General features: G+C 72.0%; 22 protein-coding genes. 12 read left to right on the top strand and 10 right to left on the bottom strand.

Annotation, left to right across the window (positions count from 1 at the left end; genetic code table 11):
- Positions 1–17: 17 nt before the first annotated feature.
- Genes ACYUD3_RS01410 through ACYUD3_RS01400 form a run of 3 tightly spaced genes read right to left on the bottom strand, consistent with a single transcriptional unit; the run spans position 18 to position 2,494 of the window.
- A complete protein-coding gene (locus tag ACYUD3_RS01410) occupies positions 18–740 on the bottom strand; it encodes an FAD:protein FMN transferase (RefSeq protein WP_470962138.1) in 723 nt (240 codons plus the stop codon).
- Positions 741–744: 4 nt separating this feature from the next.
- Complete coding sequence (locus ACYUD3_RS01405) at positions 745–1,149, bottom strand: FMN-binding protein (RefSeq protein WP_470962135.1); 405 nt, start codon at positions 1,147–1,149, stop codon at positions 745–747.
- 4 nt (positions 1,150–1,153) lie between these two features.
- A complete protein-coding gene (locus ACYUD3_RS01400; RefSeq protein ID WP_470962132.1) occupies positions 1,154–2,494 on the bottom strand; it encodes a ferredoxin reductase family protein in 1,341 nt (446 codons plus the stop codon).
- 149 nt (positions 2,495–2,643) lie between these two features.
- On the opposite strand from ACYUD3_RS01400, the gene ACYUD3_RS01395 reads away from it, so the two are divergent.
- Both ACYUD3_RS01395 and ACYUD3_RS01390 read left to right on the top strand, forming a co-directional pair.
- The gene (locus tag ACYUD3_RS01395) at positions 2,644–3,336 is read left to right on the top strand and encodes a response regulator transcription factor (protein WP_470962129.1); all 693 of its coding nucleotides are present in this window, start codon (positions 2,644–2,646) and stop codon (positions 3,334–3,336) included.
- Positions 3,333–4,772: a sensor histidine kinase gene (locus ACYUD3_RS01390; RefSeq protein WP_470962126.1), complete on the top strand. Its 1,440-nt coding sequence runs from the start codon at positions 3,333–3,335 to the stop codon at positions 4,770–4,772. Before ACYUD3_RS01395 ends, ACYUD3_RS01390 begins: the two co-directional genes overlap by 4 nt.
- 17 nt (positions 4,773–4,789) lie before the next feature.
- On the opposite strand, the gene ACYUD3_RS01385 is transcribed toward ACYUD3_RS01390, so the two are convergent.
- Genes ACYUD3_RS01385 through ACYUD3_RS01375 form a run of 3 tightly spaced genes read right to left on the bottom strand, consistent with a single transcriptional unit; the run spans position 4,790 to position 7,395 of the window.
- On the bottom strand, positions 4,790–5,356 hold the full coding sequence (locus tag ACYUD3_RS01385; protein ID WP_470962123.1) for a P-loop nucleotide/nucleoside kinase family protein: 567 nt from the start codon (positions 5,354–5,356) through the stop codon (positions 4,790–4,792).
- On the bottom strand, positions 5,353–6,708 hold the full coding sequence (locus ACYUD3_RS01380) for an MFS transporter (RefSeq protein WP_470962120.1): 1,356 nt from the start codon (positions 6,706–6,708) through the stop codon (positions 5,353–5,355). Before ACYUD3_RS01380 ends, ACYUD3_RS01385 begins: the two co-directional genes overlap by 4 nt.
- A 39-nt stretch (positions 6,709–6,747) precedes the next feature.
- Positions 6,748–7,395 (bottom strand): bifunctional 4-hydroxy-2-oxoglutarate aldolase/2-dehydro-3-deoxy-phosphogluconate aldolase, encoded by a 648-nt coding sequence (locus ACYUD3_RS01375; protein WP_470962117.1) that lies wholly within the window; start codon positions 7,393–7,395, stop codon positions 6,748–6,750.
- A 69-nt stretch (positions 7,396–7,464) separates the two neighbouring features.
- Here ACYUD3_RS01375 and ACYUD3_RS01370 point away from each other — a divergent pair, with 69 nt between their 5' ends.
- Complete coding sequence (locus ACYUD3_RS01370; RefSeq protein WP_470962114.1) at positions 7,465–8,259, top strand: DeoR/GlpR family DNA-binding transcription regulator; 795 nt, start codon at positions 7,465–7,467, stop codon at positions 8,257–8,259.
- 339 nt (positions 8,260–8,598) lie between these two features.
- Entirely contained in the window at positions 8,599–9,717 is a 1,119-nt protein-coding gene (locus ACYUD3_RS01365) for a lysylphosphatidylglycerol synthase transmembrane domain-containing protein (protein WP_470962111.1), read from the top strand.
- A 36-nt stretch (positions 9,718–9,753) separates the two neighbouring features.
- On the opposite strand, the gene msrB is transcribed toward ACYUD3_RS01365, so the two are convergent.
- The 4 genes from msrB to ACYUD3_RS01345 all read right to left on the bottom strand — a co-directional run bounded on the left by msrB (position 9,754) and on the right by ACYUD3_RS01345 (position 13,164).
- Positions 9,754–10,158 carry a peptide-methionine (R)-S-oxide reductase MsrB gene (gene msrB, locus ACYUD3_RS01360; protein WP_470962108.1) on the bottom strand — a complete coding sequence of 135 codons (405 nt, stop codon included), beginning with the start codon at positions 10,156–10,158 and terminating at the stop codon, positions 9,754–9,756.
- Positions 10,159–10,170: 12 nt separating this feature from the next.
- Positions 10,171–11,583 (bottom strand): UDP-N-acetylmuramate--L-alanine ligase, encoded by a 1,413-nt coding sequence (gene murC / locus ACYUD3_RS01355; RefSeq protein WP_470962105.1) that lies wholly within the window; start codon positions 11,581–11,583, stop codon positions 10,171–10,173.
- Positions 11,584–11,668: 85 nt separating this feature from the next.
- Positions 11,669–12,124, bottom strand: coding sequence for an indole-3-glycerol phosphate synthase (locus ACYUD3_RS01350; RefSeq protein ID WP_470962102.1), 456 nt, complete (start codon positions 12,122–12,124; stop codon positions 11,669–11,671).
- A gap of 218 nt (positions 12,125–12,342) precedes the next feature.
- Positions 12,343–13,164 carry a pyrimidine reductase family protein gene (locus ACYUD3_RS01345; RefSeq protein ID WP_470962099.1) on the bottom strand — a complete coding sequence of 274 codons (822 nt, stop codon included), beginning with the start codon at positions 13,162–13,164 and terminating at the stop codon, positions 12,343–12,345.
- Between the two features lie 37 nt (positions 13,165–13,201).
- Here ACYUD3_RS01345 and zapE point away from each other — a divergent pair, with 37 nt between their 5' ends.
- From zapE to ACYUD3_RS01305, 8 genes are all read left to right on the top strand, one after another.
- On the top strand, positions 13,202–14,338 hold the full coding sequence (gene zapE / locus ACYUD3_RS01340; protein ID WP_470962096.1) for a cell division protein ZapE: 1,137 nt from the start codon (positions 13,202–13,204) through the stop codon (positions 14,336–14,338).
- Positions 14,339–15,019: 681 nt separating this feature from the next.
- The gene (locus tag ACYUD3_RS01335; RefSeq protein WP_470962093.1) at positions 15,020–15,601 is read left to right on the top strand and encodes a carbonic anhydrase; all 582 of its coding nucleotides are present in this window, start codon (positions 15,020–15,022) and stop codon (positions 15,599–15,601) included.
- A gap of 8 nt (positions 15,602–15,609) precedes the next feature.
- Complete coding sequence (locus ACYUD3_RS01330; protein WP_470962090.1) at positions 15,610–17,097, top strand: SulP family inorganic anion transporter; 1,488 nt, start codon at positions 15,610–15,612, stop codon at positions 17,095–17,097.
- A gap of 94 nt (positions 17,098–17,191) precedes the next feature.
- On the top strand, positions 17,192–17,980 hold the full coding sequence (locus ACYUD3_RS01325) for a slipin family protein (protein ID WP_470962087.1): 789 nt from the start codon (positions 17,192–17,194) through the stop codon (positions 17,978–17,980).
- A 63-nt stretch (positions 17,981–18,043) separates the two neighbouring features.
- Positions 18,044–18,934, top strand: a complete 891-nt coding sequence (locus tag ACYUD3_RS01320) for a polysaccharide deacetylase family protein (RefSeq protein WP_470962084.1) — start codon at positions 18,044–18,046, stop codon at positions 18,932–18,934.
- A 47-nt stretch (positions 18,935–18,981) separates the two neighbouring features.
- A complete protein-coding gene (locus tag ACYUD3_RS01315; RefSeq protein WP_470962081.1) occupies positions 18,982–19,677 on the top strand; it encodes a peptidyl-tRNA hydrolase in 696 nt (231 codons plus the stop codon).
- A 78-nt stretch (positions 19,678–19,755) separates the two neighbouring features.
- A complete protein-coding gene (locus tag ACYUD3_RS01310) occupies positions 19,756–20,544 on the top strand; it encodes an SAM-dependent methyltransferase (protein WP_470962078.1) in 789 nt (262 codons plus the stop codon).
- Positions 20,545–21,075: 531 nt separating this feature from the next.
- On the top strand, positions 21,076–22,641 hold the full coding sequence (locus ACYUD3_RS01305) for an MbnB/TglH/ChrH family RiPP precursor modification enzyme (RefSeq protein WP_470963875.1): 1,566 nt from the start codon (positions 21,076–21,078) through the stop codon (positions 22,639–22,641).
- Positions 22,642–22,689: the final 48 nt, after the last annotated feature.

Genomic DNA, 22,689 nt, shown 5'->3' with positions numbered 1-22,689 from the left:
CGCTAAAAATAAGAGAGTTAAGCCGCCACCGGCACCCCATCGGTGCGCAGCACCCCGCCGCCCTCGACGACCGCGTACACCTCGCACCCCTCCTGCCCGGCGGCCCACTCGACGCCCTCGCGGCCCATGGCGAAGGCGGCGGTGGCGACGGAGTCGGCGAGGGTGAGGGTGGCGGCGACGATGGTGAGGCTGTCGAGGCCGGTCGCCGGGAGCCCCGTACGGCCGTCGATGATGTGCTCCCCGCGCTCGTAGCACGCGGACGTCGCGACCGCCCCGTCCGTCAACTCCAGTACCGCGCACACCTGGTCGGCGGCCTGCGGATGCCGTACGCCGATCCGCCAGGGCCCGCCGGAGACGACGACGTCGCCCCCGGCGTTGAGGCAGAAGCGGCGCACGCCGGCGCCGGTCAGGAGGTCGGCCGCGCGCTGCACGGACCAGCCCTTGACGACGGCGCAGGGGTCGAACTCCCGCCCCGGCAACCGGACGTCGAAGGCGCCGCCGGTCGCGACCCGGTACCTCTCGCACAGGGCGAGCACCTCACGCAGGTCCGCGCTCAGCTCCGTCTCGGTCAACTCGCCGCGCCCGTACCGCGATACCTCACTGCCGGGCTTGAACGGGCTGAACCGCTCGTCGACTTCGCGCAGCCAGCCGAAGAGGGCGTCGGCGATCCCGGCGGGGACGCTCTCGTCGTCGATCCGCAGCGAGACCGGGAACCCCATGACGTGCTCGACCCTGTGCACCAGCTCAGCCCTTCGCGTCGATCGCGGCCTGCAACGACTCCTTGTAGCCGTCACTGGTGATGGTCGCACCGGAGACGGTGTCGATCTTCGCGCTCTGCGCCTCAAGGGTCTCCGCGATGAGCTTCGGCACCGCGTTCTTCGTCTGCGGGTGATCCGGCGCCTTCAGCATCGAGACAGCCGTGATCTTGCCGCTCTCGTAGGTGATCTGGACCTGGACGTCACCCTTGTCGGTCGAGATCGTCGTCCCGCTGAAGACGGTCCCGGAGGTCCCGGCCGAGGCCGACGGGGTGACAACCGACGCCTCCGAAGAGGCGGAAGAAGAGGAGGAGGCCCCCGTGGACGGCTCGTACCGCCAGACCGGGATCAGCCCGGCGACGGACAGGACCAGGACAGGTATCGCTCGTTTCATCGGTTCATCCCGCCAGGCTGAAGCGCTCGAAGTGGACCTGCTGCTTGGGCACTCGCAGCTCGTTGAGGGTGCCGAGGACGGCGTTCATCATGGGCGGCGGACCGCACAGGAAGACGTCCCGCTCGGTGATGTCCGGTACCAGCGCGGCGAGTTCGCGCGGCGCGAGCCGGTCGGGCACCGGCGGTCCGGTGACCAGGTGCAGCTCCGCGCCCTTGGCGTGGGCGAGTTCGCGCAGTTCGTCGTAGAGCACGGCGTCGCGGTCGGAGCCGACGCGGTAGATGACGACCGCGTGCCCGGTCAGGTCCTCCATGAGGGCGCGGATCGGGGTGACGCCGACGCCGCCCGCGATGAGCAGGGCGTCGGTGCGGGTGCGGTGCATGGCGGTGAAGGCGCCGTAGGGGCCCTCGGCGAAGACGCGGGTGCCGGGCTTGACGTGGCGCAGGCCCGCCGAGCCCGCGCCGGCCGCCTTCGCGGTCAGCCGCAGCCGCAGCCCGTCGGGGGCGGCGGACAGGGAGAAGGGGTTGGCCTGCCACCAGCGGTCGCGGGTCAGGAACCGCCACAGGAAGAACTGGCCGGCCTGCGCGGGCATCTTGTCGAGGTCACGTCCGGTGATGTGCACGGAGACGACGTTGTCGGCCTCGTGGACGACCTCGGAGACGCGCAGCTGGTGGCGCCAGTTGCGCCACAGGGGCAGCACCGCGCGGCCGAGGAGCACCGAGCCGAGGGCGCCGGCCCACACGCCGTACCAGTACGCCTTGGCGGCGGCGGACGCCGTGAACGTCGTACCGATGGCGACCTGGTGGGTGAAGGCGAGGACGACCGCGACGTAGGTGTAGAGGTGGATGAAGTGCCACGTCTCGTAGGAGAGCCGGCGGCGGGCCCAGCGGGCGGAGACGCCGCCGACGACCAGGATGAGGACGAGGGCGACAACCGCGCGGAGCACGCCTTCGGTGGTCTCGGCCAGGTTGACGAGCTGGTTGACGGGGTCCATCGAGCCGGCCAGCCGGGCGTAGCCGAAGGTGATGAAGACCACATGGCCGACGAGGGTCCACAGCAGGCCGAAGCCGGTCCAGCGGTGCCAGTTGGTCAGCCGGTCCATGCCGATGCGGCGGTCCAGCCAGGGCAGCCGGGCGACCAGCAGCAGCTGGAACGCCATGATCAGGCCGGCGTACAGGCCGGTGAAGCGGCCCAGCACGACGAGCGCGTTGGAGCCGAAACCGGCGTCCGCCGCGAAGTAGGTCACGGCGGCGAGGTTCGCGGCCAGCAGCGCGTAGAGCCCGGTGCGGGCCACGACTTTGGGCCGTATCCCCGTGGCGGGTGTGGGGGGAGACTGGAGGGTCGTCACGGGCGGAACTCCTTGATCGGTGCTCAAGACACGAGCTTCACCGTGGCGAGCTGTCGATATCCTGTCGTAACACTTTCAAGTGTTTATCGATATGGACGAGTGTGAGCCCGAGGCCTGGCGTTGTCAGTGGCGTACCGCACTATGAACGGGTGGAAAAAGTACGACTCCTCGTCGTGGACGACGACCCGCCGATCGCCGACCTCGTGGCGACCGTCGCCCGGTACGAGGGCTGGGAAGCGGTCACGGCGTACACCGGTCAGGAGGCGCTGCGGCTGGCCGGGGAGTTCCGGCCCGACATCGTCGTGCTCGACCTGATGCTGCCCGACATCGACGGCTTCGGCGTCCTGGACGGGCTGCGCCGCTCCGGCGCGATGATCCCCGTGGTGTTCCTCACCGCGCGCGACGGCGTCGCGGACCGTGTCGCGGGCCTCACGCGCGGTGGTGACGACTATCTGGTGAAGCCGTTCGCGGTGGAGGAGCTGATGGCCCGGCTGCGCACGGTCCTGCGCCGCTCGGCGGGCCCCTCCTTCCAGCGCTCGGTCCTCCAGGTCGCCGACCTGACGATGGACGAGGACACCCGCGAGGTCCGCCGCGCGGGCTCCCTGCTGACCCTGACACCCACCGAGTACGAGGTCCTGCGCTACCTGATGCGCAAGTCCCCCACCGTGCTCACGAAGGCGCAGATCCTGGACCACGTGTGGGAGTACGGCTTCGGGGGCCGCTCCAACGTCGTCGAGCTGGTCGTCAGCCGCCTGCGCCGCAAGCTGGACGCGACGGGCGAGCCGCTGATCCACACCGTGCGCGGGTTCGGCTACGTCGTCCGCCGGCAGGCGCCCGGATGATCGGCCGGCTGCGCCGCTCCTACCGCCGGATGCGCCTGGGCACCCGGCTCGCGCTGGGCCTCGGCGTCCTCGCGCTCGGCGTCTTCGCCGTGGTCGGCACCGCCCTGACGACCTACATGCGCGACTACCTCTCCGCCCAGCTCGACACCCAGCTCGCCCAGGCCCAGGTCGCCCAGTCCAAGAGCATCGCCGACTACGGCACGCTGTCGGGCAAGAAGTACTACAGCTGGTACTACGCCGTGTACGACGTCAAGGCGGGCGCCCCCGCCCTGCGCGTCCCCGAGGACCCGGCCGATCTCCCGCAGGACGTCGGTGACTTCACGTCGCTGGCCCGCGCGCAGACGACCGCGCACAAGGAGCTGCTGCGCACCGAGCACCTGTCCGGCGCCGGCGACTACCGGCTGCGCGCCTGCGAGGTCGAGCCCGGGGTGGTCCTGGTCAGCGCGGCCCCGCTGGACGGCATCGACGACACCGTGCGCCAGCTGATCACGATCCAGGTGATCGTCTTCGTCCTCGCGCTGGCCGCCCTGGTCGTCGTCGGCCGCTCGATGCTGCGGCGCGGGCTGAAGCCGCTGAGCGACATGGCGCACACGGCGCACGGCATCGCCTCGCACGATCTGACGGAGTCCGCCGCCCGCCTCCCGCTGCGCGCGGACCGCCCCGGCGGCGGCCCCGAGGTGGAGGAGCTGCGCACCGCGTTCAACACGATGCTGGAGCACATCGACGACTCCCTGGCCGTCCGCGCGGAGGCCGAACAGCGCCTGCGCCGCTTCGTCGCCGACGCCTCGCACGAGCTGCGCACCCCGCTGATGTCCGTACGCGGCTACGCCGACCTCTTCCAGTACGCCGCCGCCAACGCCCCCGAGGAACGCGACCGCCACCTGGCCCGGCTGCGCGCGGAGGCGGCCCGCATGGGGTTCCTCCTGGACGATCTCCTGCTGCTCGCCCGTCTCGACGCGGCGGAGGTGGAGACGCCGTTGCGGCTCGCCGGGGCGGACCTCGTGGAGCTGGTCGACCAGGCCGCCGACGCCTTCCGCGCGAGCCATCCCGGCCGGCCGCTCACCCTCACCCCGGGCCCCGCGGAACTGACCCTGCGCATCGACGCGCAGCGCATCCGGCAGGTACTGGACAACCTCCTCACCAACGCGGCGGTGCACACACCGGCGGGGACACCGGTGACGGTGGAGGTGTCCCGGGCCGGCACTGTCGCGCGGGTGCGGGTGATCGACGAAGGTCCCGGGGTCCCGCCCGCCGACCGTGAGCGGGTGTTCGACCGCTTCTACCGCGTCGACAAGGCCCGCAGCCGGGACCGGGGCGGGAGCGGGCTCGGGCTGTCGGTGGCGCGGTCGCTGGTGCGGGCGCACGGGGGGTCGATCGCGCTCGCGGAGGAGGGGGCGGGGCGGACGGTGTTCGTGGTGGAACTGCCTTTGCGGTAGGGGGAGTTACGGGAGTTTCAGGGATGTACGGTCTTCCGCAGCGACTCCGTGTCGAGCCCGTCGGCGCTGTTGTCGAACTCCACCCGCCGCACGCCCTCCCAACAGCACCGCTGGGCAAGGGAGTTGCCCCAGAAGGTGGCCCAGTCGGCGAGCTTGGACGCGTCCCGGGCGAGCCCCCGCGCCCGGACCCGCTCCCGGGCGACCCCGGAGTCGGCGCGGACCTGCACCACGACCGCCTCCACCCCCTCCGGCCACCCGTGCCGCACAGCCGCCTCGGCGGGATACCCGGGCCGGGAGAAGTACGCCCCGAACGGAGCGTCGAGCACGACCGGCCGCCCCACGGCGAGGTTGTCCCGGGCCAGATCGAGCAGCGTCAGATACTCCAACTCCCGTACGGCGGACAGGTAGTAGCCGTTCCCGTCCCGCTCGTCGGGGTCGGTCCCGGCGGCGGCCAGCAGCGCTTCGGTGAGCCGGGTGCACACGGTGTCCTTGTCGAGGTGCGCGGCCCCGGTCAGGGCGGCGAGCCGGCGGGCGACGCTGGACTTGCCGGAGCCGGCGGGGCCGATGACGAAGTAGGCCTTCATGCCGGACTCCCTTCGCTGTCACCGGAGTTGGCGGCGGCGTCTCGGCTGTCCTGGCGATCGCCCCGCGCGCTGTCGTCCCGCACGAAGAACAGATAAGAAGCCCCGCCGACCAGCAACAGCGCCCCGCCCACAAGGAACACGAGGCTGTAGCTGTTCCCGGTCGCGTCGAGGATGGCGCCCGTGACGATCGGCGCCATCGCCGCCCCGAGGAACCCCCCGAAGTTCTGGATGGCCCCCAGCGAGGCGACTTGATGCGGCGCGGCGAGATCGGAGGCGAGCGTCCACAGGCACCCCATCGGCACCTGCGCCGCGAAGTACCCGAGCGACAGCAGCCCGATGGCGAGCGGCGTGCTGTCGACGTACGCGACCGGCAGCACGGCGGCGGCGGCGAGGACCGCCCCGCCGACGATCGGCACCTTGCGCGCCGTGACGGTCGGCAGCCCGCGCCGGATCAGCCGCCCCGACAGCACCCCGCCGCACAGCACCCCGGCGATCCCGCACAGGTAGGGCAGCGAGGCGAGCCACCCGGTCTGGGCCAGGCTGAAGCCGCGTGAGGTCTCCAAGTAGCTGGGCAGCCAGGTGAGATAGACCCACACGGTGTAGAAGATGCCGAACGCGCCCAGGATCATGAACCAGGTGTTGCGCCGCCTGAACAGCGCACCCCAACTGGCCTTCTCCTGCTGCCCCTTGACGGCCTCGGCGATCTCCTCGCCCCGGATCAGGGCCTGTTCACGCAAGGACGGGTCCCGGTACACCCGCAGCCACACCAGCATGACGACGACCCCGAGCGCGCCCACCGCCACGAACATGCCCCGCCAGCCGAACCCGATCAGCAGCGAGGTGAGCAGCGGCGGCGCGAGCGCGTTCGCTATCTGGGAACCGGTGTTGACCACCGAGATCGGCAGCGCGCGCTCCTCCTTGCCGAACCAGCGCTCGTTGACCTTCAGGCTCGCGGTGAAGAACGGCGACTCCGCGATCCCGAGCGCGACCCGGGCGGCGTACAGCATCCCGAAGGTGCTCGCGGCGGCCGTGACCATCGTCATCAGCGACCACAGTCCGGCGGCCCACGCGTACATCTTCTTCGGCCCGAACCGGTCGACGAGATACCCGGCGGGCAGATTGGCGATGGCGTACGGCCAGGAGAACGCGGCCAGCAGCAGCCCCATCTCCGTTGCGCTGAGCCCGAATTCAGCGGCGACGGTGGTGTTGGCGACGCTGAGGGTGGCCCGGTCGAGGTAGTTGACGACACCGCCGGTGACGAGGAGGACAACGAAGAGCCAGCGGAGGCGGAGGGGGGAGATGCGGGTGGGGGTCTTTTCTGAGGAGGGGGAGAGGAGAGAGTTGTGGACCATGGAGCAACTCCTTTGAAACACCATGGGGAAGCTGGAGTCCTACGCGCGGGCCCCTTCAATAGCTCGCAACATCACCGAAGCCGCCTCAGTAACCCGCCGATAATCCCCATCCCCCCGAGCCGCCTTCGTCACAAAACTCCCCACCCCCACAGCGACAACCCCCGCATCGAACCACTCCTTGACATTCTCCGGAGCCACCCCACCCGCAGGCATCACCGGCGCCTGCGGCAACGGCGCCCGAACGGTCCGCACATACGCGGGCCCACCCGAGAACTCAGCCGGAAACAACTTCACGATGTCGGCCCCGGCCTCCATCGTCCGCACGATCTCCGTAGGCGTGAACGCGCCGCTGACGGTGACCGCCTGATACCGATTGGCGGCGGCGATCATGGCGGGCTCCAGGTGAGGGCTGACGAGCAGCCGAGCCCCGGCCTGCACACAGCTGACCGCGGACTGCGCATCGAGCACGGTCCCCGCCCCGACCAGCACTTCCTCCCCGTACCGAGCGGCAAGAGTAGAGATCACGCCCAACGCCCCCGGCACGGACAGCGTGATCTCCAGCGCCTTGATCCCCCCCTCGATCGCGGCCTCGGAAACGGCGAGCGCCTCTTCGGCACTGTCGAGCCGGACAATGAGCAGCGCACCCGTCCGGGTGATCGACTCCAGATCCTTAAACTTCGTTACCATGGCCGCACACACTAGAACATGAATTCACACGGTGTCACGACCCAGGTCGCCGCGAGAAAAGAAGAGCCAGTGAGCCCAGCGGGCAAGACCCCCCTGATCCCCGAGCAGCGCCACCAGGAACTGCTGCGCCTCCTGCGCGCGAGCGGCGTCCTGAGCATCCACGACCTGACGGCGGCCCTGGACGTCTCCCACATGACCGTCCGCAGGGACATCGCGGCGCTGGAGAAGACAGGCCAGGTCGTCTCGGTGCAGGGCGGGGTCAGACTGGCGGACCGCGCCGGCCACGCGCCGCCGCGTGAGCGGACGACCCGCGCCGCCCTGGAGATCCCCCGCAAACAGGCGATCGCGCGCCGCGCGGCGGACCTGGTGACGGACGGCATGGTGATCTACCTGGACGCGGGGACGACGTGCCAGTCGGTCGTGCCGTTCCTGGCGCGGCGGGCCGGGCTCACCGTCGTCACCAACGACTTCCACGCCGTGCTGGCCCTCTTCGAGCTGCCCGGCGTCCACATCGTGCACACCGGCGGCGAGGTCGACCCGGCGAGCGCGGCCGGGGGCGGTCCGCTGGCGGCGCGGGCGGTCGAGGGGCTGAACATCGACCTGTGCCTGCTGGGCGCCGGCGCCTGGGACCTCGTACACGGGGTGACCAGCCACTCCACCGACAAGGTGCTGCTGAAGCAGACGGTCGTCCGGGCGTCGGCGGCCGTCGCGCTGCTCGCGGACAGTACCAAGTGGGGGTCGACGGAGCGGTTCACGGTCACCCGGCTCGACCGGCTGGACGCGGTGGTCACGGACACCGGGCTGCCGCGCGAGGTGGCGGAGCGGATCGCGCAGGAGGGCCCCGAGGTGCTGCGCGCGGACTGAACCGCGAGGAGGGCACAGCCGTACTAGCTGTCGAGCAACCCCCGTCCCCCACAAGGGGGATGAGAACCGACAAGCCTGGGCAGAACTCCCCCGACCCTTACGACCATCACCTCACGACCGTAAGCAGTCCGATCCGCTTGACGCACCGCAGCCCACCACCGGGTCGCCCCTCCGCCCGCACCTCGTAGCTTCCCGGACACCACGCCGTCACACCGGAGGGGAAGCTTCTTCCCATCCCCTCCCCCAGTCCCGGCCCACCCCGCTCCCCGGACCGGCACTGCCCGCCCCGCCCGCACCCCCCAAGCGGCCCCGGGGCGCCGCGAAAGGACGACGCGCCCCGTGACCGTACTGCCGACCACGAAGACGCTGTACGACGAGACCCCCTCGCCGATTCCGCCGCAGCCCAAGACCGACGGGACGCTCCCGCACATACCGCCCCAGCCGACGAAACAGCACCGCACGGCCCCGTCGGCCTCGCCGACCCCGGCAGCCACCTCAGCCTCATCGCCCCCTCCCGGCCGCGCCTTCACCCGTCACGCCCGCCGCGCGATGAGCCTCGCCCCCCTCCTGCTCCTGGGCATCTGGGCGGCGCTGGACTGGACGGCCGTGCGGGACGGCGCGATGCGGCTGACGGACGCGAACCCCTGGTGGCTGCTGGCCGGCGTCGGCTTCACGTTCATGGGCTGTGTCGCGGCGGCGTTCATCCGCCAGGGCGCCCTGCACGACCGGCTCGCCCCGGGCCCCCTGCTGGCGTCCCAGTTCGCGGCGGGCGCGGCCAACCACGTCCTCCCGGCGAGCCTGGGCGCCCACGCGGTGACGCTGCGCTTCCTCCAGCGCCAGGGCGTCGCGCTGCCCCGCGCGACCGCGTCACTGGCCCTGTACTCGCTGGTCAGGGCGCTGGCGAAGACCCCGGTGGTGCTGGCGTTCGTCGTCCTGGCGCCGAACGCGGTGCGCCCCGACGCCCTGCTGCCGAACGGCAAGGCGCTGCTGACGGCGGTGGCGGGCCTGCTGCTGATCCCGGCGGCCGCGGCGCTGGCGCTAGCGGCGATCCGCCCGCTGCGCCGGCCGACGCAGGAGTTCGTCCGCACGGCGCTGACCGGTGTGAAGGGCATCCACTCCCGCCCGAGCCGCTTCCTCCCGCTGTGGGGCGGCGCGCTGGCCGCTCCGCTGATGCAGGCGGGCGTGGTCGCCTCGGTGGGGACGGCCCTGGAACTCCCGCTGTCCTGGCTCCAGTTGGCCTTCGCCTACCTGGCCGCCAGCACGGCGGCGGGCGCCGTCCCGGCCCCCGGCGGCATCGGCCCCCTGGACGCCGCCCTGATCCTCACCCTGGCCGGCTACGGCGCCCCCCTCTCCCTGGCCACCGCCACCGTCCTCGGCTACCGCGTCCTCACGGTGTGGGTACCGCTGGTGCCGGGGATGCTGGTGATGTCGGCGATGGTCCAACGAGAGCTGCTGTGAACTCCCTTGCGGGCAAGGCCCCTTGAGGCCCCCCGCTCACCCCTCCGGCGTCAGCCGCAACGAGATCGAGTTGATGCAGTACCGCTGATCGGTCGGCGTCGCGTACCCCTCCCCCTCGAAGACATGCCCCAGATGCGACCCGCACCGAGCACACCGCACCTCGGTGCGGAGCATCCCGAGGGAGCGGTCCTCGATGAGTTCCACCGCGTCGGTGTCCTTCGGGTCGTAGAAGGACGGCCAGCCGCAGTGGGACTCGAACTTGGTGGTGGAGGTGAAGAGTTCGGCGCCGCAGGCGCGGCAGGAGTAGACGCCGGCGGTCTTGGTGTCGGTGTACTCGCCCCGGAACGCGGGCTCGGTCCCGGCCTGGCGCAGCACCGCGTACTCCGCCGGCCCCAGCTCCGCGCGCCACTCCTCGTCGGTCTTCTCGACTTCGTACGACATGAAACGGGCCCCTTACCGCGACAGATGGTCCAGGATGAGCGGGCCCAGGTCCGTCACGTCACCCGCGCCCATGGTGAGAACGAGATCACCGGGGCGCGCCATTCCCGCGACGACGGCCGGGGCCGCCGCCTTGTCGTGCACGGCGCTCACCTCCGCGCCCGCGGCCCGCGCCGCCTCGATGATCAGCTCGCTGGTGACCCCGGGGAGCGGGTCCTCGCGGGCCGGGTAGATGTCGAGGACGACGGAGGCGTCGGCCAGCGCCAGCGCCGTACCCATCTCCTTGCCCAGCTCCTGGGTGCGGGAGAAGAGGTGCGGCTGGAAGAGGACCAGGATGCGGGAGCCGTCCGAAGTCCCGTCCCCCGCACCGCCGTTGACGGCGGCCCGCATCGCCTCCAGGTCGGCGGTCATCTCGGTCGGGTGGTGCGCGTAGGAGTCGACGACCTGCACCCCGGCGGCCTCCCCCTTCAGCTGGAGCCGCCGCTTGACCCCGGTGTACGCGCCGAGCGCGACGGCGAGTTCCGCCGCCGGCACCCCGAGCGCCGCCCCGGCCGTCAGCGCGGCGACGGCGTTCAGCGCGTAGTGCCGCCCGGGCACCGACACCGTGAAGGTCAGCTCCCGCCCGTCGAGCACCACGGTGACCTCGCTCTTGAGGCCCTGCGCTGCGACCGACAGGACGCGTACGTCGGCGTCGGCGGCCTCGCCGTACGTCACGACCTTCACACCCTCGACCCGGCGCGCCAGCTCGCGGGCGCCCTCCTGGTCGGCGGAGATCACCAGCGTGCCGCCGGGGACGATCCGGCCGGCGAAGGTGACGAAGGAGTCGTAGATCTCCTCCATGGAGGCGTAGTTGGCGTGGTGGTCCAGTTCGACGTTGAGGACGATCGCGACCTCGGGGGCGTACTTGTGGAAGCTGCGGTCGGACTCGTCGGCCTCGGCGACGAAGATCTCGCCCTCGCCGTGCAGCGCGTTGGAGCCGGGCGCGTCGAGGTCGCCGCCGATCGCGTAGGAGGGGTGCAGGCCCAGTTCGGTGAGGGAGACGGCGAGCATGGACGTCGTCGTGGTCTTGCCGTGGGTGCCGGCGACGGCGAGGGGGCGCAGGCCGTCCATGAGGGCGGCCAGCGCGTCCGAGCGGTGCACCACGGGGATGCCCAGCTCGGCCGCGCGGACCAGTTCGGGGTTGTCCGCGCGGATCGCCGACGACACGACGACGCTGCTGGCGTCGGCGGCGAGGTGCCCGGCGGCGTGGCCGATGTGGACGGTCGCGCCGAGCGCCCGCAGGGCCTGCGCGGTCCCGGAGTCCTTCGCGTCGGAGCCGGCGACCTTCGCGCCGCGCTGGGCGAGGATCTTGGCGATCCCGGACATCCCGGCCCCGCCGATCCCGATGAAGTGCGGACGGTCCAGGGAGACGGGAAGGCCGGGCGTCATTGCGGGTGCTCCAGGGGTCGTACGGGTAACGGCGGACGGGGTACAGAACGGCCCCACCCTAGCGGGGGGCCGGCTCGCGTCCGGCTCACGCCTCGCTGTGCGAGAACAGCTTCAGGACGGGCACTCCCACCTTGTGCCGGGCCCGGGAGGCCCAGTCGCGGTGGAAGAACTCCTCCACGTAGTGCGGATCGGTCAGCACGATCACCTCGTCGGCTCTCACCTGTTCCACCACCTCCTTCAGAGCGTCCAACGGATGGTCCTCGACCAGAGTTCCGGCCGCCTCGCTGCCGGCGGCGCGCAGCGCGGTCAGGGACACCTCCAGCGCCCGCGCGCCGATGTCCCGGGCCGCCTCCCCTTGCGGTGTCTCCCGTTCGCGCGCCGCCTCCTCCAGTTCGCCGAGGGCGATGTCGTCGATGGCCCGCAGCAGCCGGTCGGCCTGGTCGCCGCGCGGCTGGAGCAGTACGTGGAAGGTGACCGGGTCGTCGCCGTGCAGGGTGGTGACGAACTCCACGTCGGCGGACGTCAGGGCCTTCTCGATCATCAGAACGCTTGTGAACACCAGTGCCCCACTTCTCCTCCGAGGACCCCCGTGGCCCTCACTCCTCCGAAGGCCGTCCGTGGCCCTGCGGAAACCATCCTTCCCCGTGCTCGCACGGGTCCTGCCGAGTCCTAGTCTGCCCACCCGAAGCTAAGCGGAACGACCCATTCCGGCTTTTTGACGGCCAAGGGGGTGGCGCGCCGCCCGCCCGCCGCCCCTCCTCAGGCCCCCCGCTCCCCGTCCTTCCTGCGATAACGCCCGAAGAGGAACCCGTCCTCCGCCAAAAGGGACACGAGTTCGAGGCGCCTCGGAACGGCGACGGCGGGCCCCCCGGCGATCCGCTGGGCGTCGCCCGCGGTGAGCGTCGGGGAGAGCGTCAGACAGAGTTCGTCCAGGACATCGGCGGCGACGAACTGCCCGAGCAGCCGGGGTCCGCCCTCGGTGAGCTGCCGGGTGAGCCCGAGCCGCGCGAGCGCCCCGGGGACGCGGTCCGCGTCGACGCCGGCGCCGTCCCCGGCGACGACCACGCGCGCGCCGGCCTGCTCGGCGGCCAGCACGCGCGCGGGATCGGCCCCGGCGCCGGTGAGGACCAGCGTGGGCACGAGCGGCGAGGTGAACAGGGGCAGCGTGAAGTCGAGTTCGAGGCCCGCGCTGACCACGGCGATCACCGGTGCGGGCCCCTGTCCGGCCGCCGCCCGCCGCCCGGCGAACTCCTCGCGCGCGCGGGCGGGCCGGTACTGCTCGCGCCGCACGGTCTCGGCGCCCACGACGACGACGTCGGCGAGCGCCCTGAGGACGCCGAAGATCCGCATGTCGGTCGCGCCGGAGAGGGGCTGTGAGCGGCCGTCGTGGTGGCCCGCGCCGTCCAGGGAGGACACCATGTTGGCGCGCAGCCAGGGGCGCGTTCCCCCGGCCGGGGGGTAGGCGTAGGCGTCGGCGAGTTCGGTGAGGCTCCACTCCCGGTCGGCGAAAGCCGCAGAATCGTTCCCCTCCCCGCTCTCGCTCGCCGCTGTCTGGTCGGTCACAGGGAACAGGCGTCGCATATCGAGCAGTCTTACATGCCCTTTAGCATGGGTAACCGTGTCCTCTTCGACCCCTGGTACCGACCCGTCCGGCCCTTGCGAACCCGCCGGCGGCGCCCCTATAGCCGAGGCCGACGCGGTCCCCGTGTCGCTGTGCGCGCGCGAGCCGTACGTCCCGCCGGACCGGCTGGTCGCCGAGATGGTCCCGCCACCGAGGTTCGACTCGGTGCGGTTCGGGACGTACGTGCCGGACCCCAAGCAGCCGAGCCAGACCGAGGCGGTGGGCGTCCTGGAGCCCTTCGCGGGCGGCCTGGGCGGCGCGCACGCGGCGAGCGCCGCAAAGAAAGGGTTCTTCGGGGCCTTCGGCAGGAACAAGGCCAAGGCTCCGGCGGGCCCGCGCGGCGTCTACCTGGACGGCGGCTACGGCGTCGGCAAGACCCACCTGCTGGCCTCCCTGTGGCACGCGACCCCCGCGGAGCCCGCCCTGAAGGCGTTCGGGACGTTCGTGGAGCTGACCAACCTGGTCGGCGCCCTCGGCTTCCAGCAGACCGTGCAGACCCTCTCCGGCCACCGTCTGCTGTGCATCGACGAGTTCGAGCTGGACGACCCCGGCGACACCGTCCTCGTCTCCACCCTGCTCGGCAAGCTGGTCGCGGCCGGGGTGGCGCTCGCGGCGACCTCGAACACGCTGCCGGGCAAGCTCGGCGAGGGCCGGTTCGCGGCGGTGGACTTCCTGCGCGAGATCCAGGGCCTGTCGGCCCACTTCCGCACGCTGCGCATCGACGGCGACGACTACCGCCACCGGGGGCTGCCGCAGGCGCCGGCGCCGTACTCGGACGAGACGGTGGCGAAGACGGCGTACGCGACGCCCGGTTCGTCCCTGGACGCCTTCCCCGATCTGCTGGCCCATCTGGAGAAGGTCCACCCGAGCCGTTACGGCGCGCTCACGGACGGCTTGAAGGCGGTGTGTCTGACGGACGTCGGACCGGTCCCGGACCAGTCGACGGCCCTGCGCCTCGTCGTCCTCGCCGACCGTCTGTACGACCGCGAGGTGCCCGTCCTGGCGTCCGGGCTCCCCTTCGATCAGCTGTTCAGCCAGGAGATGCTGGGGGGCGGGTACCGCAAGAAGTACTTCCGTGCCATCTCCCGCCTCACCGCTCTCGCGCGTGACGCGCAGCCCCTCACCAAGAGGTGACACCTCCTCACCTCTCAGCTGTCAAGAGTCAGTTCCAGCCACCCGCACCGTGCTTTTGAGGCGGTCTTCGCATCGAAACGTTGAGTTAACCCTGCAAAGCTCTTTGCAGGGTTAATGTGTTTCTTGACCAGTCATTGACCAATCGTTGGCGTTGACTAGAGATGCGAACTTGTCGAAGGGGGGCACATGTTCCGAGGTAAGACGGCTCGGCCCGGCTGGGCCACACTCGCCGCCATCCTTCTCATGCTCCCTTTCTTCACCGTCTCTACTTCGTTCGCACACGCGCACACTCCCCGTCAAACACAGGCCAACGCTCAGGCCGGAGTCACCCCGCACGGGAAAGCGCTGCGTCACGAATACGTCACGTCCCGCGACTGTGACCGGTCCGGGGGTCCTGCGGGTCCGTTGCACACCCGCGACCGCAACCGCGTCACCATGACCGCCGACTCGGCTCCCCAGGAGCCCGACCGCGTCCTGCTGACGTTCGCACCCGCGGCCACGCACCAGCTCACGAAGTCTGCTGCGGACCGCCGGCCGTCGAGATCCTCGGCGGTCCACTCTCCTTCGGCGCTCCAAGTCTTCCGCTGCTGAGAGAGCCAAGCAGAACAGAGCAGTTCCCCCTACCCTGTCCTGCCCGTCCGACGCGTCCCCCACGACGCGCCAGGAGGAGTCACCCACATCATGCAGCCCCTCATCGACAACGCCCGTGTTTTCGGACAGCGCCCTGAGGAGTTCGCCAGGCTGGCCGACGGCCAGTCTCCCCAGGTCCTGTTCATCACCTGCTCGGACTCGCGGGTCGTCCCCGCGCTGATCACGGGCGCCCGCCCCGGCGAGCTCTTCGAGCTGCGCACCGCGGGCAACATCGTCCCGCCCTACGGCACCGGCTCGCCCTCCGGCGAGGCGGCCACCATCGAGTACGCCGTGGAGGTCCTCGGCGTACAGGACATCGTCGTCTGCGGCCATTCGCACTGCGGCGCCGTCGGCGCCCTGGTCCGCGGCGACGACCTGGACGGCGTGCCGGCCGTCCGGGACTGGCTGGCGCACGCCGCCGACCAGCCCGACTCGGAGGAGCCGTCCGACCCGACGGTCGCCCGCGCGGTGCAGCACCATGTCCTCGCGCAGCTGCTGCGGCTGCGGTCCTACCCGTGCGTCGAGAAGCGGCTGGCCGACGGCCGGCTGCGGGTGCGCGGCTGGTACTACGAGGTGCACACCGGCGCCGTGCAGGAGCACGACGCCGCCGCCGACCGCTTCCAGGCTCTGTGAGCGGCCCCGTGACGACCTCGCAGCACACCCGAATATCCCGTTTCCCCCATCTCAAGGAGGACTTCGCGGCCTCCCTGGTGGTCTTCCTGGTCGCGCTCCCGCTGTGCGTGGGCGTGGCCGTGGCCTCCGGGGTCCCCGCCGAGCTCGGACTGGTCACCGGCATCGTCGGCGGCATCGTCACCGGTCTGATGCGCGGCAGCAGTCTCCAGGTCTCCGGTCCGGCCGCGGGGCTGACCGTCCTGGTCTTCGAGGCCGTGCGCGAGTTCGGCCTGCCCGCCCTCGGGGTCATCGTCCTCGCGTCGGGCGCCCTCCAGATCGCCATGGGCGCCCTGAAGCTGGGGCGCTACTTCCGGGCCATCTCCGTCTCCGTCGTCGAAGGCATGCTGGCCGGAATCGGTCTGGTGCTGATCGCCGGCCAGCTGTATTCGGTCATCGGTACGAAGGCCCCGGAGTCGGGGCTGGGGAAGATCGCCGGGCTGCCCGGGGCGTTCGTGGACGCGGCGAGCTCCAGCGCCGCGTTGTCCTCGCTGGCCCTCGGCGCGGGCACCATCGCGATCCTGGTCCTGTGGAAGCACATGCCGGCCAAGGTCCGTACGGTCCCCGGCCCGCTGGCCGCCGTAGGGCTCGCGACGCTCGCCGCGCTGGTGTTCAACCTGAACGTCGCGACCGTCGAGGTGCAGGGCCTGCTGGGCGCCATCCAGCCGCCGTCCCTGGACGCCTTCGGGGAGCTCGCGAACGTCGGACTGCTCGGCACGATCGTCGCGTTCACCCTGATCGCGTCCGCCGAGTCCCTGTTCAGCGCGGCGGCCGTGGACCGGCTGCACGACGGTCCGCGCACCGAGTACGACAAGGAACTGGTCGCCCAGGGCGCGGGCAACGCGATCAGCGGCATGCTGGGCGCGCTGCCGATGACCGCGGTGATCGTGCGCAGCGCGGCCAACGTCCAGGCGGGCGCCCGTACCAAGGCGTCCCGGGTGCTGCACGGTGTGTGGCTGCTGCTGTTCGCGGCGCTGCTGCCCGACGTGCTCGCCTACATCCCGATCCCGGCGCTGGCCGGCATCCTCGTCCACGCGGGCGGCAAGCTGGTCCCGCTGCGGGCGGTCAGGGAGCTGTGGCGCGGCCACCGCGGCGAGGCGCTGATCCTCGTCGTCACGGCCGTCTCCATCGTCGCGGTCTCCATGTTCGAGGGCGTGCTCATCGGTCTCGCGCTGGCCGTCGTCAAGACGGCGTGGGAGGCCTCGCACATCAAGATGGAGGTCGTCGACAAGGGCGCGGGTCCCGTGCAGGCGTATCTGTCGGGCAACGCGACCTTCCTGCGGCTGCCGAAGATCCTCGACAGCCTGGAGGCGCTGCCCCAGGACCGGCCGGTGGAGCTGGACCTCTCCGGTCTGCACCACCTCGACCACGCCTGCCGGCAGGCCCTGGAGAACTGGGCGGAACGGCACAGCGAGGTCGGTACGGAACCGGTGCGCATGACAGCGGTGTCGACGGTCTAGCCGGCACCCGGAGACCGGTTCGCGCCGTGGGGACATGGCCGCGGACCGGTCTTCCGGCATACCGTGGAGGGACCTGATCTCCGAGGAGGTCGCCATGGTCCAGGAGCTGCTGACGGCGCTCGCCGTCCTGGGTGGCGGAGCGGTCGCGTACGTCGTGGCCGGCGCCCGGGTGGTCAAGCAGTACGAACGCGGGGTGATCTTCCGGCTCGGCCGGGTCAGGGGCACGGTGCGCGAACCGGGGTTCGCCCTGGTCGTACCGGCCGTGGACCGGCTGCGGAAGGTCAACCTCCAGATCGTCACGCTGCCGATCCCGGCGCAGGAGGGGATCACGCGGGACAACGTGACCGTCCGGGTGGACGCGGTCGTCTACTTCCGGGTCGTCGAGCCGGTCGCGGCGATCGTCAACGTCGAGGACTACCGCTTCGCCGTCTCGCAGATGGCGCAGACCTCGCTGCGCTCGATCATCGGCAAGAGCGAGCTGGACGACCTGCTGTCCAACCGCGAGAAGCTCAACCAGGGCCTGGAGCTGATGATCGACAGCCCGGCCATCGGCTGGGGCGTCCAGATCGACCGCGTGGAGATCAAGGACGTCTCGCTGCCCGACACCATGAAGCGCTCGATGGCCCGGCAGGCCGAGGCCGACCGGGAGCGCCGGGCCCGGGTCATCAACGCCGACGGGGAGCTCCAGGCGTCGAAGAAGCTCGCGGAGGCGGCCCAGCAGATGGCCGACACCCCCGCGGCGCTCCAGCTGCGGCTGCTCCAGACGGTCGTCGAGGTCGCGGCGGAGAAGAACTCGACCCTGGTGCTGCCGTTCCCGGTGGAGCTGCTGCGCTTCCTGGAACGGGCCCAGCAGCCGCCCCCGGCGGTGACCCCACCCGAGTGAAGCGCGCGGAGCGCCGCGCGGGACAACAGAAGGCCATAAGTCGTATCGCCATACGGTCACACAGTGACCCTTCCTGTACGACGCTTCGTCGCCGCCTGCGCCCTGGCCGCGCTCTCCGCCGCCGCGACCGCCTGCGGCTCCACGCAGGCCCACCAGCCCCCCGCCGCCCAGCCCCGCCCGAACCCCCCGACGACGGCCCCCACCCCCTCCGGGCCCCCGACCCTGACCCCGGGCCCGGGCGGACTGACCCCGGTCTTCGAGCACGGCCCCCGCACGGCCCGCACGGTCGCCCTCACCTTCGACGCGGACATGACCGCCGACCAGGGTGAACGGGCCGCGGGCGGCGAGCACTTCGACAACCCCGGCCTGATCGCGGCGCTGCGCTCGCTGAAGATCCCGGCGACCGTGTTCATGACGGGCCGCTGGGCCGAGGAGTACCCCGACCAGGCCCGCTCGATCGGCACCGACCCGCTCTTCGAGGTCGCCAACCACTCCTACAGCCACCACGCCTTCACCGCCGACTGCTACGGCCTGCCCACGGTCGCGCAGCCCAGGATGCGCACCGACGTGGAGGCCGCCTACACCGCCTTCCACAAGGCCGGCGTCCCCCACCCGATGCCCTACTTCCGCTTCCCCGGCGGCTGTTACGACAAGACGGCCCTGCGCGCGATCAGCGGCACCGGCGTCACGGCCGTCCAGTGGGACGTCGTCAGCGGCGACGCCTTCGCGACGGACGCCGACGCGGTGGCCCGCCAGGTCCTGGACGGCGTCAAGCCCGGCTCGGTCGTCGTCATGCACTGCACCCGCAGCGCCGCCCCCACCACCGAACAGGCCCTGCGCAAGGTCGTCCCCGAACTCCGGCGCCAGGGCTACCGGTTCGTGAAGGTGTCGGAGCAGATCGGGGCGGCGCGGGAGGCCTCCTCACGGCCCGGGGCGTCACCGGCCGCCCGCTGACCGGGCATCGGTGCTGGTCCGCGCGGTGGTCCAGTAGCCTGCGAAGTGTGAGCGAGAACCCTTTCCGTACCGAACCCGACGTCCGTGACGAGGCTCCGCAGTTCGTGCTGCCGCTGGTGGTGCGGATCGAGCGGGGGGACCCGCCCGGGCGCACCGACGCGCTGGAGACGGCGGCGCGGGCCGTGCTGACGCTGCTCGACGACGCGCGGGCGGCCGGGGACGGGGAGTGGGCCGAGGCGGTGCGGGACTGGCAGGACGCGCGGATCCGGAAGGTCGTGCGGCGGGCGCGGGGCGCGGAGTGGCGGCGGGCACAGGGGCTCGACGGGATCACCGTCACCGGGAAGGCGGCCGAGGTGCGGGTGTTCCCGCCGGTGCCGCTCGACGGCTGGCCGAAGGACCTGGTCAAACTCCAGGTGTCCGGCACCGAGTTGGACGATCCGGAGGCGCCGGGCCCGGCTCCGGAGGGGGCTGCGGTCCTGTGGCTGAATCCCGAGGTGGAGATGTCGGCCGGCAAGGCGATGGCGCAGGCCGGGCACGGCGCCCAACTCGCCTGGTGGGAACTGCCGGACGAGGAACGGGCGGCCTGGCGCGACACCGGTTACGCCCTCGCCGTCCGCACCGCCGAACCGGACCGCTGGAGCGAACTCGTCGCGAGCGGGCTGCCGTTGGTCCGGGATGCTGGGTTCACGGAGATCGCTCCCGGTTCCTGCACGGTCGTCGCGGAACATCCGGCCCTGCGCTAGCGGAATCCGGCCGTGCGGATACCGTGTGCCCCAAACACACGGCCCTCGTACGGCCGTTCGCAGCACCGGGGAGTCGGCATGCCACTGGACCGTCCGTCGATCAACAGCGAGGTGCCGCACTCGGCGCGCATCTGGAACTACTGGCTGGGCGGCAAGGACTGCTATCAGATCGACCGGCAAGTCGGCGACCAGATACGGTCGTTGAACCCGGAGATCGTCGACATCGCGCGCGCCCAGCGGGCGTTCCTGAAGCGGGCGGTCGGCTATCTCGCCGGCGAGGCGGGCCTGCGCCAGTTCCTCGACGTCGGCACCGGCCTGCCCACCCTGGACAACACCCACGAGGTCGCCCAGTCCATCGCCCCCGACGCGCGGATCGTGTACGTCGACCACGACCCGGTCGTCCTCCAGCACGCCCACGTCCTCCTCTCCGGCACCCGCGAGGGCTCGACCGACTACATCGAGGCCGATCTGCGCGACCCCGGCTCCATCCTGCGGGCGGCCCGCGAGACGCTGGACTTCGGGCAGCCGATCGCCCTGATGCTGCTCGGCATCGCCGCGCACATCCCCGACGACAGCGCCTACGACGTCGTCCAGCGGCTCAAGGACGCCCTCCCGGCCGGCAGCCACCTCGTCTTCTGCGACAGCACCGAGGTGTTCCACCCCGAGGAGATGCGGGCCATGGTCGAGCGGTGGAACGAGGCGAGCGACAATCCGCGCACCAACCGCTCGCCCGAGCAACTCGCCGAGTTCTTCGAGGGGTTCGAGCTGCTGGAGCCGGGTCTGGTGCCGGTGGCGGAGTGGCGGGCCGGGGAGGGGGAGGGGCGGCGGGATGTCGACAGCTTCGGGGGTGTGGCGGTGAAGCGGTGAGGGGGGTTCGGGTGGGGGCGGGGGCTTCGCGTGGGGGCGGGGGCGCTTCGCGCGGGGGTGCGGGGCGGGCAGGGCGGGCGGGAACCTCAAATGTTGCTCTGAAGGTGGGTGGTAGGGGTTCGGGGCGGGGTGAGCGGGGTCATATCTCCGTCACCCCGCGACGGGGGCCGTATCTACTGAGGGGGCATGGGTATGGAGGGGGTACGTGTAGGGGCGGGGGTAGTTGGGGCGGCGGGGGAGGTCCGGGCCGGGGCTGCGGGGGCAGGGGTGTCCGGAGCCGGGGCCGCGGGGGCAGGAGTGTCCCGGGCCGGGAGCGCGGGGGCGGTCCGGGCCGGGGCTGGGAGGGCAGAGGCGGGAGCGGCTCGGGCCGGAGCTGCGGGGGCAGGGGTGTCCGGAGCCGGGGCCGCAGGGGCGGGGGTGTCCCGGGCCGGGGCTGTGGGGGCAGGGGTCTCCGGGCCCGCTCCCCTCGGCATCGGCCCCCTCGGTATCGGCATCGGCTGGCGCCCCGAGATCGCCGGGGCCGTCGAGGCGATGCCGGGGGTCGAATGGGTCGAGGCGGTCGCGGAGAACCTGTGCCCGGGGCATCTCCCCGAGTCCCTGCTGCGGCTGCGCGCGCGGGGCGTCACCGTCGTCCCGCACGGCGTCTCGCTGGGCCTCGGCGGCGCCGACCGCCCCGATCCGGCGCGGCTCGCGGCGCTGGCGGAGCGGGCCGGGGCGCTGGGGTCGCCGCTGGTCACCGAGCACATCGCGTTCGTCCGCGCGGGCGGCGCGCTGACGGCGACGGCGGCGCTGGAGGCCGGGCACCTGCTCCCGGTCCCGCGCACCCGGGACGCGCTCGACGTCCTCTGCGAGAACGTGCGCATCGCCCAGTCGGCGCTCCCGGTGCCGCTGGCGGTGGAGAACATCGCCGCGCTCTTCTCGTGGCCGGGCGAGGAGATGACCGAGGGCCAGTTCCTCTACGACCTCGCCGACCGCACCGGCGTCCGCCTCCTCATCGACGTGGCCAACCTCCACACGAACCACGTCAACCGGGGCGAGGACCCGGCGCAGGCCCTGTCCGAACTCCCGCTGGAGGCCATCGCGTACGTCCACGTGGCCGGCGGCTACGAGCGGGACGGCGTCTGGCACGACTCCCACGCCCACCCGGTCCCGGCCCCCGTCCTGGACATCCTCACCGACCTGACGTCCCGCGTGACACCGCCCGGCATCCTCCTGGAACGCGACGAGAACTTTCCGGAACCGGGGGAACTGGAGGGGGAGTTGGCGGCGATCAGGGGGGCGGTGCGGGAGGGGGCGGCGGTAAGGGGCTTGGTTTGGGCGGGGGTTGGGACGGGGGGTGCGGCGCGGATCGGGGGCGCGGCACGGGCCGGGGTCGCGGCGCCAGCCGGGGTCGCGGCGCAGGCAAGGGGCGCTGCACAGGCCGGTGTTGAAGCGTCGGCCAGGATCGTGGCGCCCGCCGAGGTCGCCGTGCCGACGGGCGGGGCCTTGCCTGAGGCCCCCTCGCGGACACGGACCGCCGAACTCGCACGGTCCGGCCTGTCCGAGGTCTCCGTGCAGGTGCGTACGAGCACGCACCTCCAGCCGGACCCGTCTCCGGAGGCGAGCGCAACTCCGGCTTCCGGGACGGCACTTCGCGGCGCGGCCACCTCCACACCGACTCCGCACACCGGCGCCGAAGTCGAAGCGGGAGGCGACTCCCCCCGCCAACGCCTGGCCCTCGCCCAGACCGCCCTCCTCTCCGCCCTCGTCGCCGGCACCCCCGCCCCCGAAGGGTTCGACCGGGTCCGACTCGGCGTGCAGGCGCGGGCGTTGGCCGTGAAGCGGGCCGGAGTCGTGGCCAAGGTGGCGCCGGAGCTGCCGGAGATCCTCGGGGACCGGTTCCGGACCGCGTTCCTCGACTACGCCGGGCAGCGGCCCATGCACGGGGGTTACCGGCAAGATGCGCTCGACTTCGCCGAACAGCTGCTGCTGACAGGGAAGTTGACCGGTCGGACCCAACTCGCCGTGCGGGAGTGGTGGTTGGACCGCTCGGGCCCCGCACCCCGGAAGCGGCCGTCGCGCCTCGACCGCGTACGGCGTTCCCTCGCCCGCCGCTGAACCCGCCGCCCGGCTCCACAACTCCCGCAGTAAACTGCCCTTTCCACT

The sequence above is a fragment of the Streptomyces sp. AMJ-169 genome, from assembly GCF_055597585.1.
This window is presented reverse-complemented; position numbering and strand designations above follow the sequence as displayed.

Excerpts from the sequence above, each read along its gene's own strand:
- ACYUD3_RS01405 (WP_470962135.1), bottom strand. The coding sequence starts at position 1,149 with ATGAAACGAGCGATACCTGTCCTGGTCCTGTCCGTCGCCGGGCTGATC.
- ACYUD3_RS01390 (WP_470962126.1), top strand. The coding sequence starts at position 3,333 with ATGATCGGCCGGCTGCGCCGCTCCTACCGCCGGATGCGCCTGGGCACC.
- ACYUD3_RS01385 (WP_470962123.1), bottom strand. The coding sequence starts at position 5,356 with ATGAAGGCCTACTTCGTCATCGGCCCCGCCGGCTCCGGCAAGTCCAGC.
- ACYUD3_RS01380 (WP_470962120.1), bottom strand. The coding sequence starts at position 6,708 with ATGGTCCACAACTCTCTCCTCTCCCCCTCCTCAGAAAAGACCCCCACC.
- ACYUD3_RS01375 (WP_470962117.1), bottom strand. The coding sequence starts at position 7,395 with ATGGTAACGAAGTTTAAGGATCTGGAGTCGATCACCCGGACGGGTGCG.
- msrB (WP_470962108.1), bottom strand. The coding sequence starts at position 10,158 with ATGTCGTACGAAGTCGAGAAGACCGACGAGGAGTGGCGCGCGGAGCTG.
- murC (WP_470962105.1), bottom strand. The coding sequence starts at position 11,583 with ATGACGCCCGGCCTTCCCGTCTCCCTGGACCGTCCGCACTTCATCGGG.
- ACYUD3_RS01350 (WP_470962102.1), bottom strand. The coding sequence starts at position 12,124 with ATGATCGAGAAGGCCCTGACGTCCGCCGACGTGGAGTTCGTCACCACC.
- ACYUD3_RS01345 (WP_470962099.1), bottom strand. The coding sequence starts at position 13,164 with ATGCGACGCCTGTTCCCTGTGACCGACCAGACAGCGGCGAGCGAGAGC.
- ACYUD3_RS01335 (WP_470962093.1), top strand. The coding sequence starts at position 15,020 with ATGCAGCCCCTCATCGACAACGCCCGTGTTTTCGGACAGCGCCCTGAG.
- ACYUD3_RS01325 (WP_470962087.1), top strand. The coding sequence starts at position 17,192 with ATGGTCCAGGAGCTGCTGACGGCGCTCGCCGTCCTGGGTGGCGGAGCG.
- ACYUD3_RS01310 (WP_470962078.1), top strand. The coding sequence starts at position 19,756 with ATGCCACTGGACCGTCCGTCGATCAACAGCGAGGTGCCGCACTCGGCG.
- ACYUD3_RS01305 (WP_470963875.1), top strand. The coding sequence starts at position 21,076 with ATGCCGGGGGTCGAATGGGTCGAGGCGGTCGCGGAGAACCTGTGCCCG.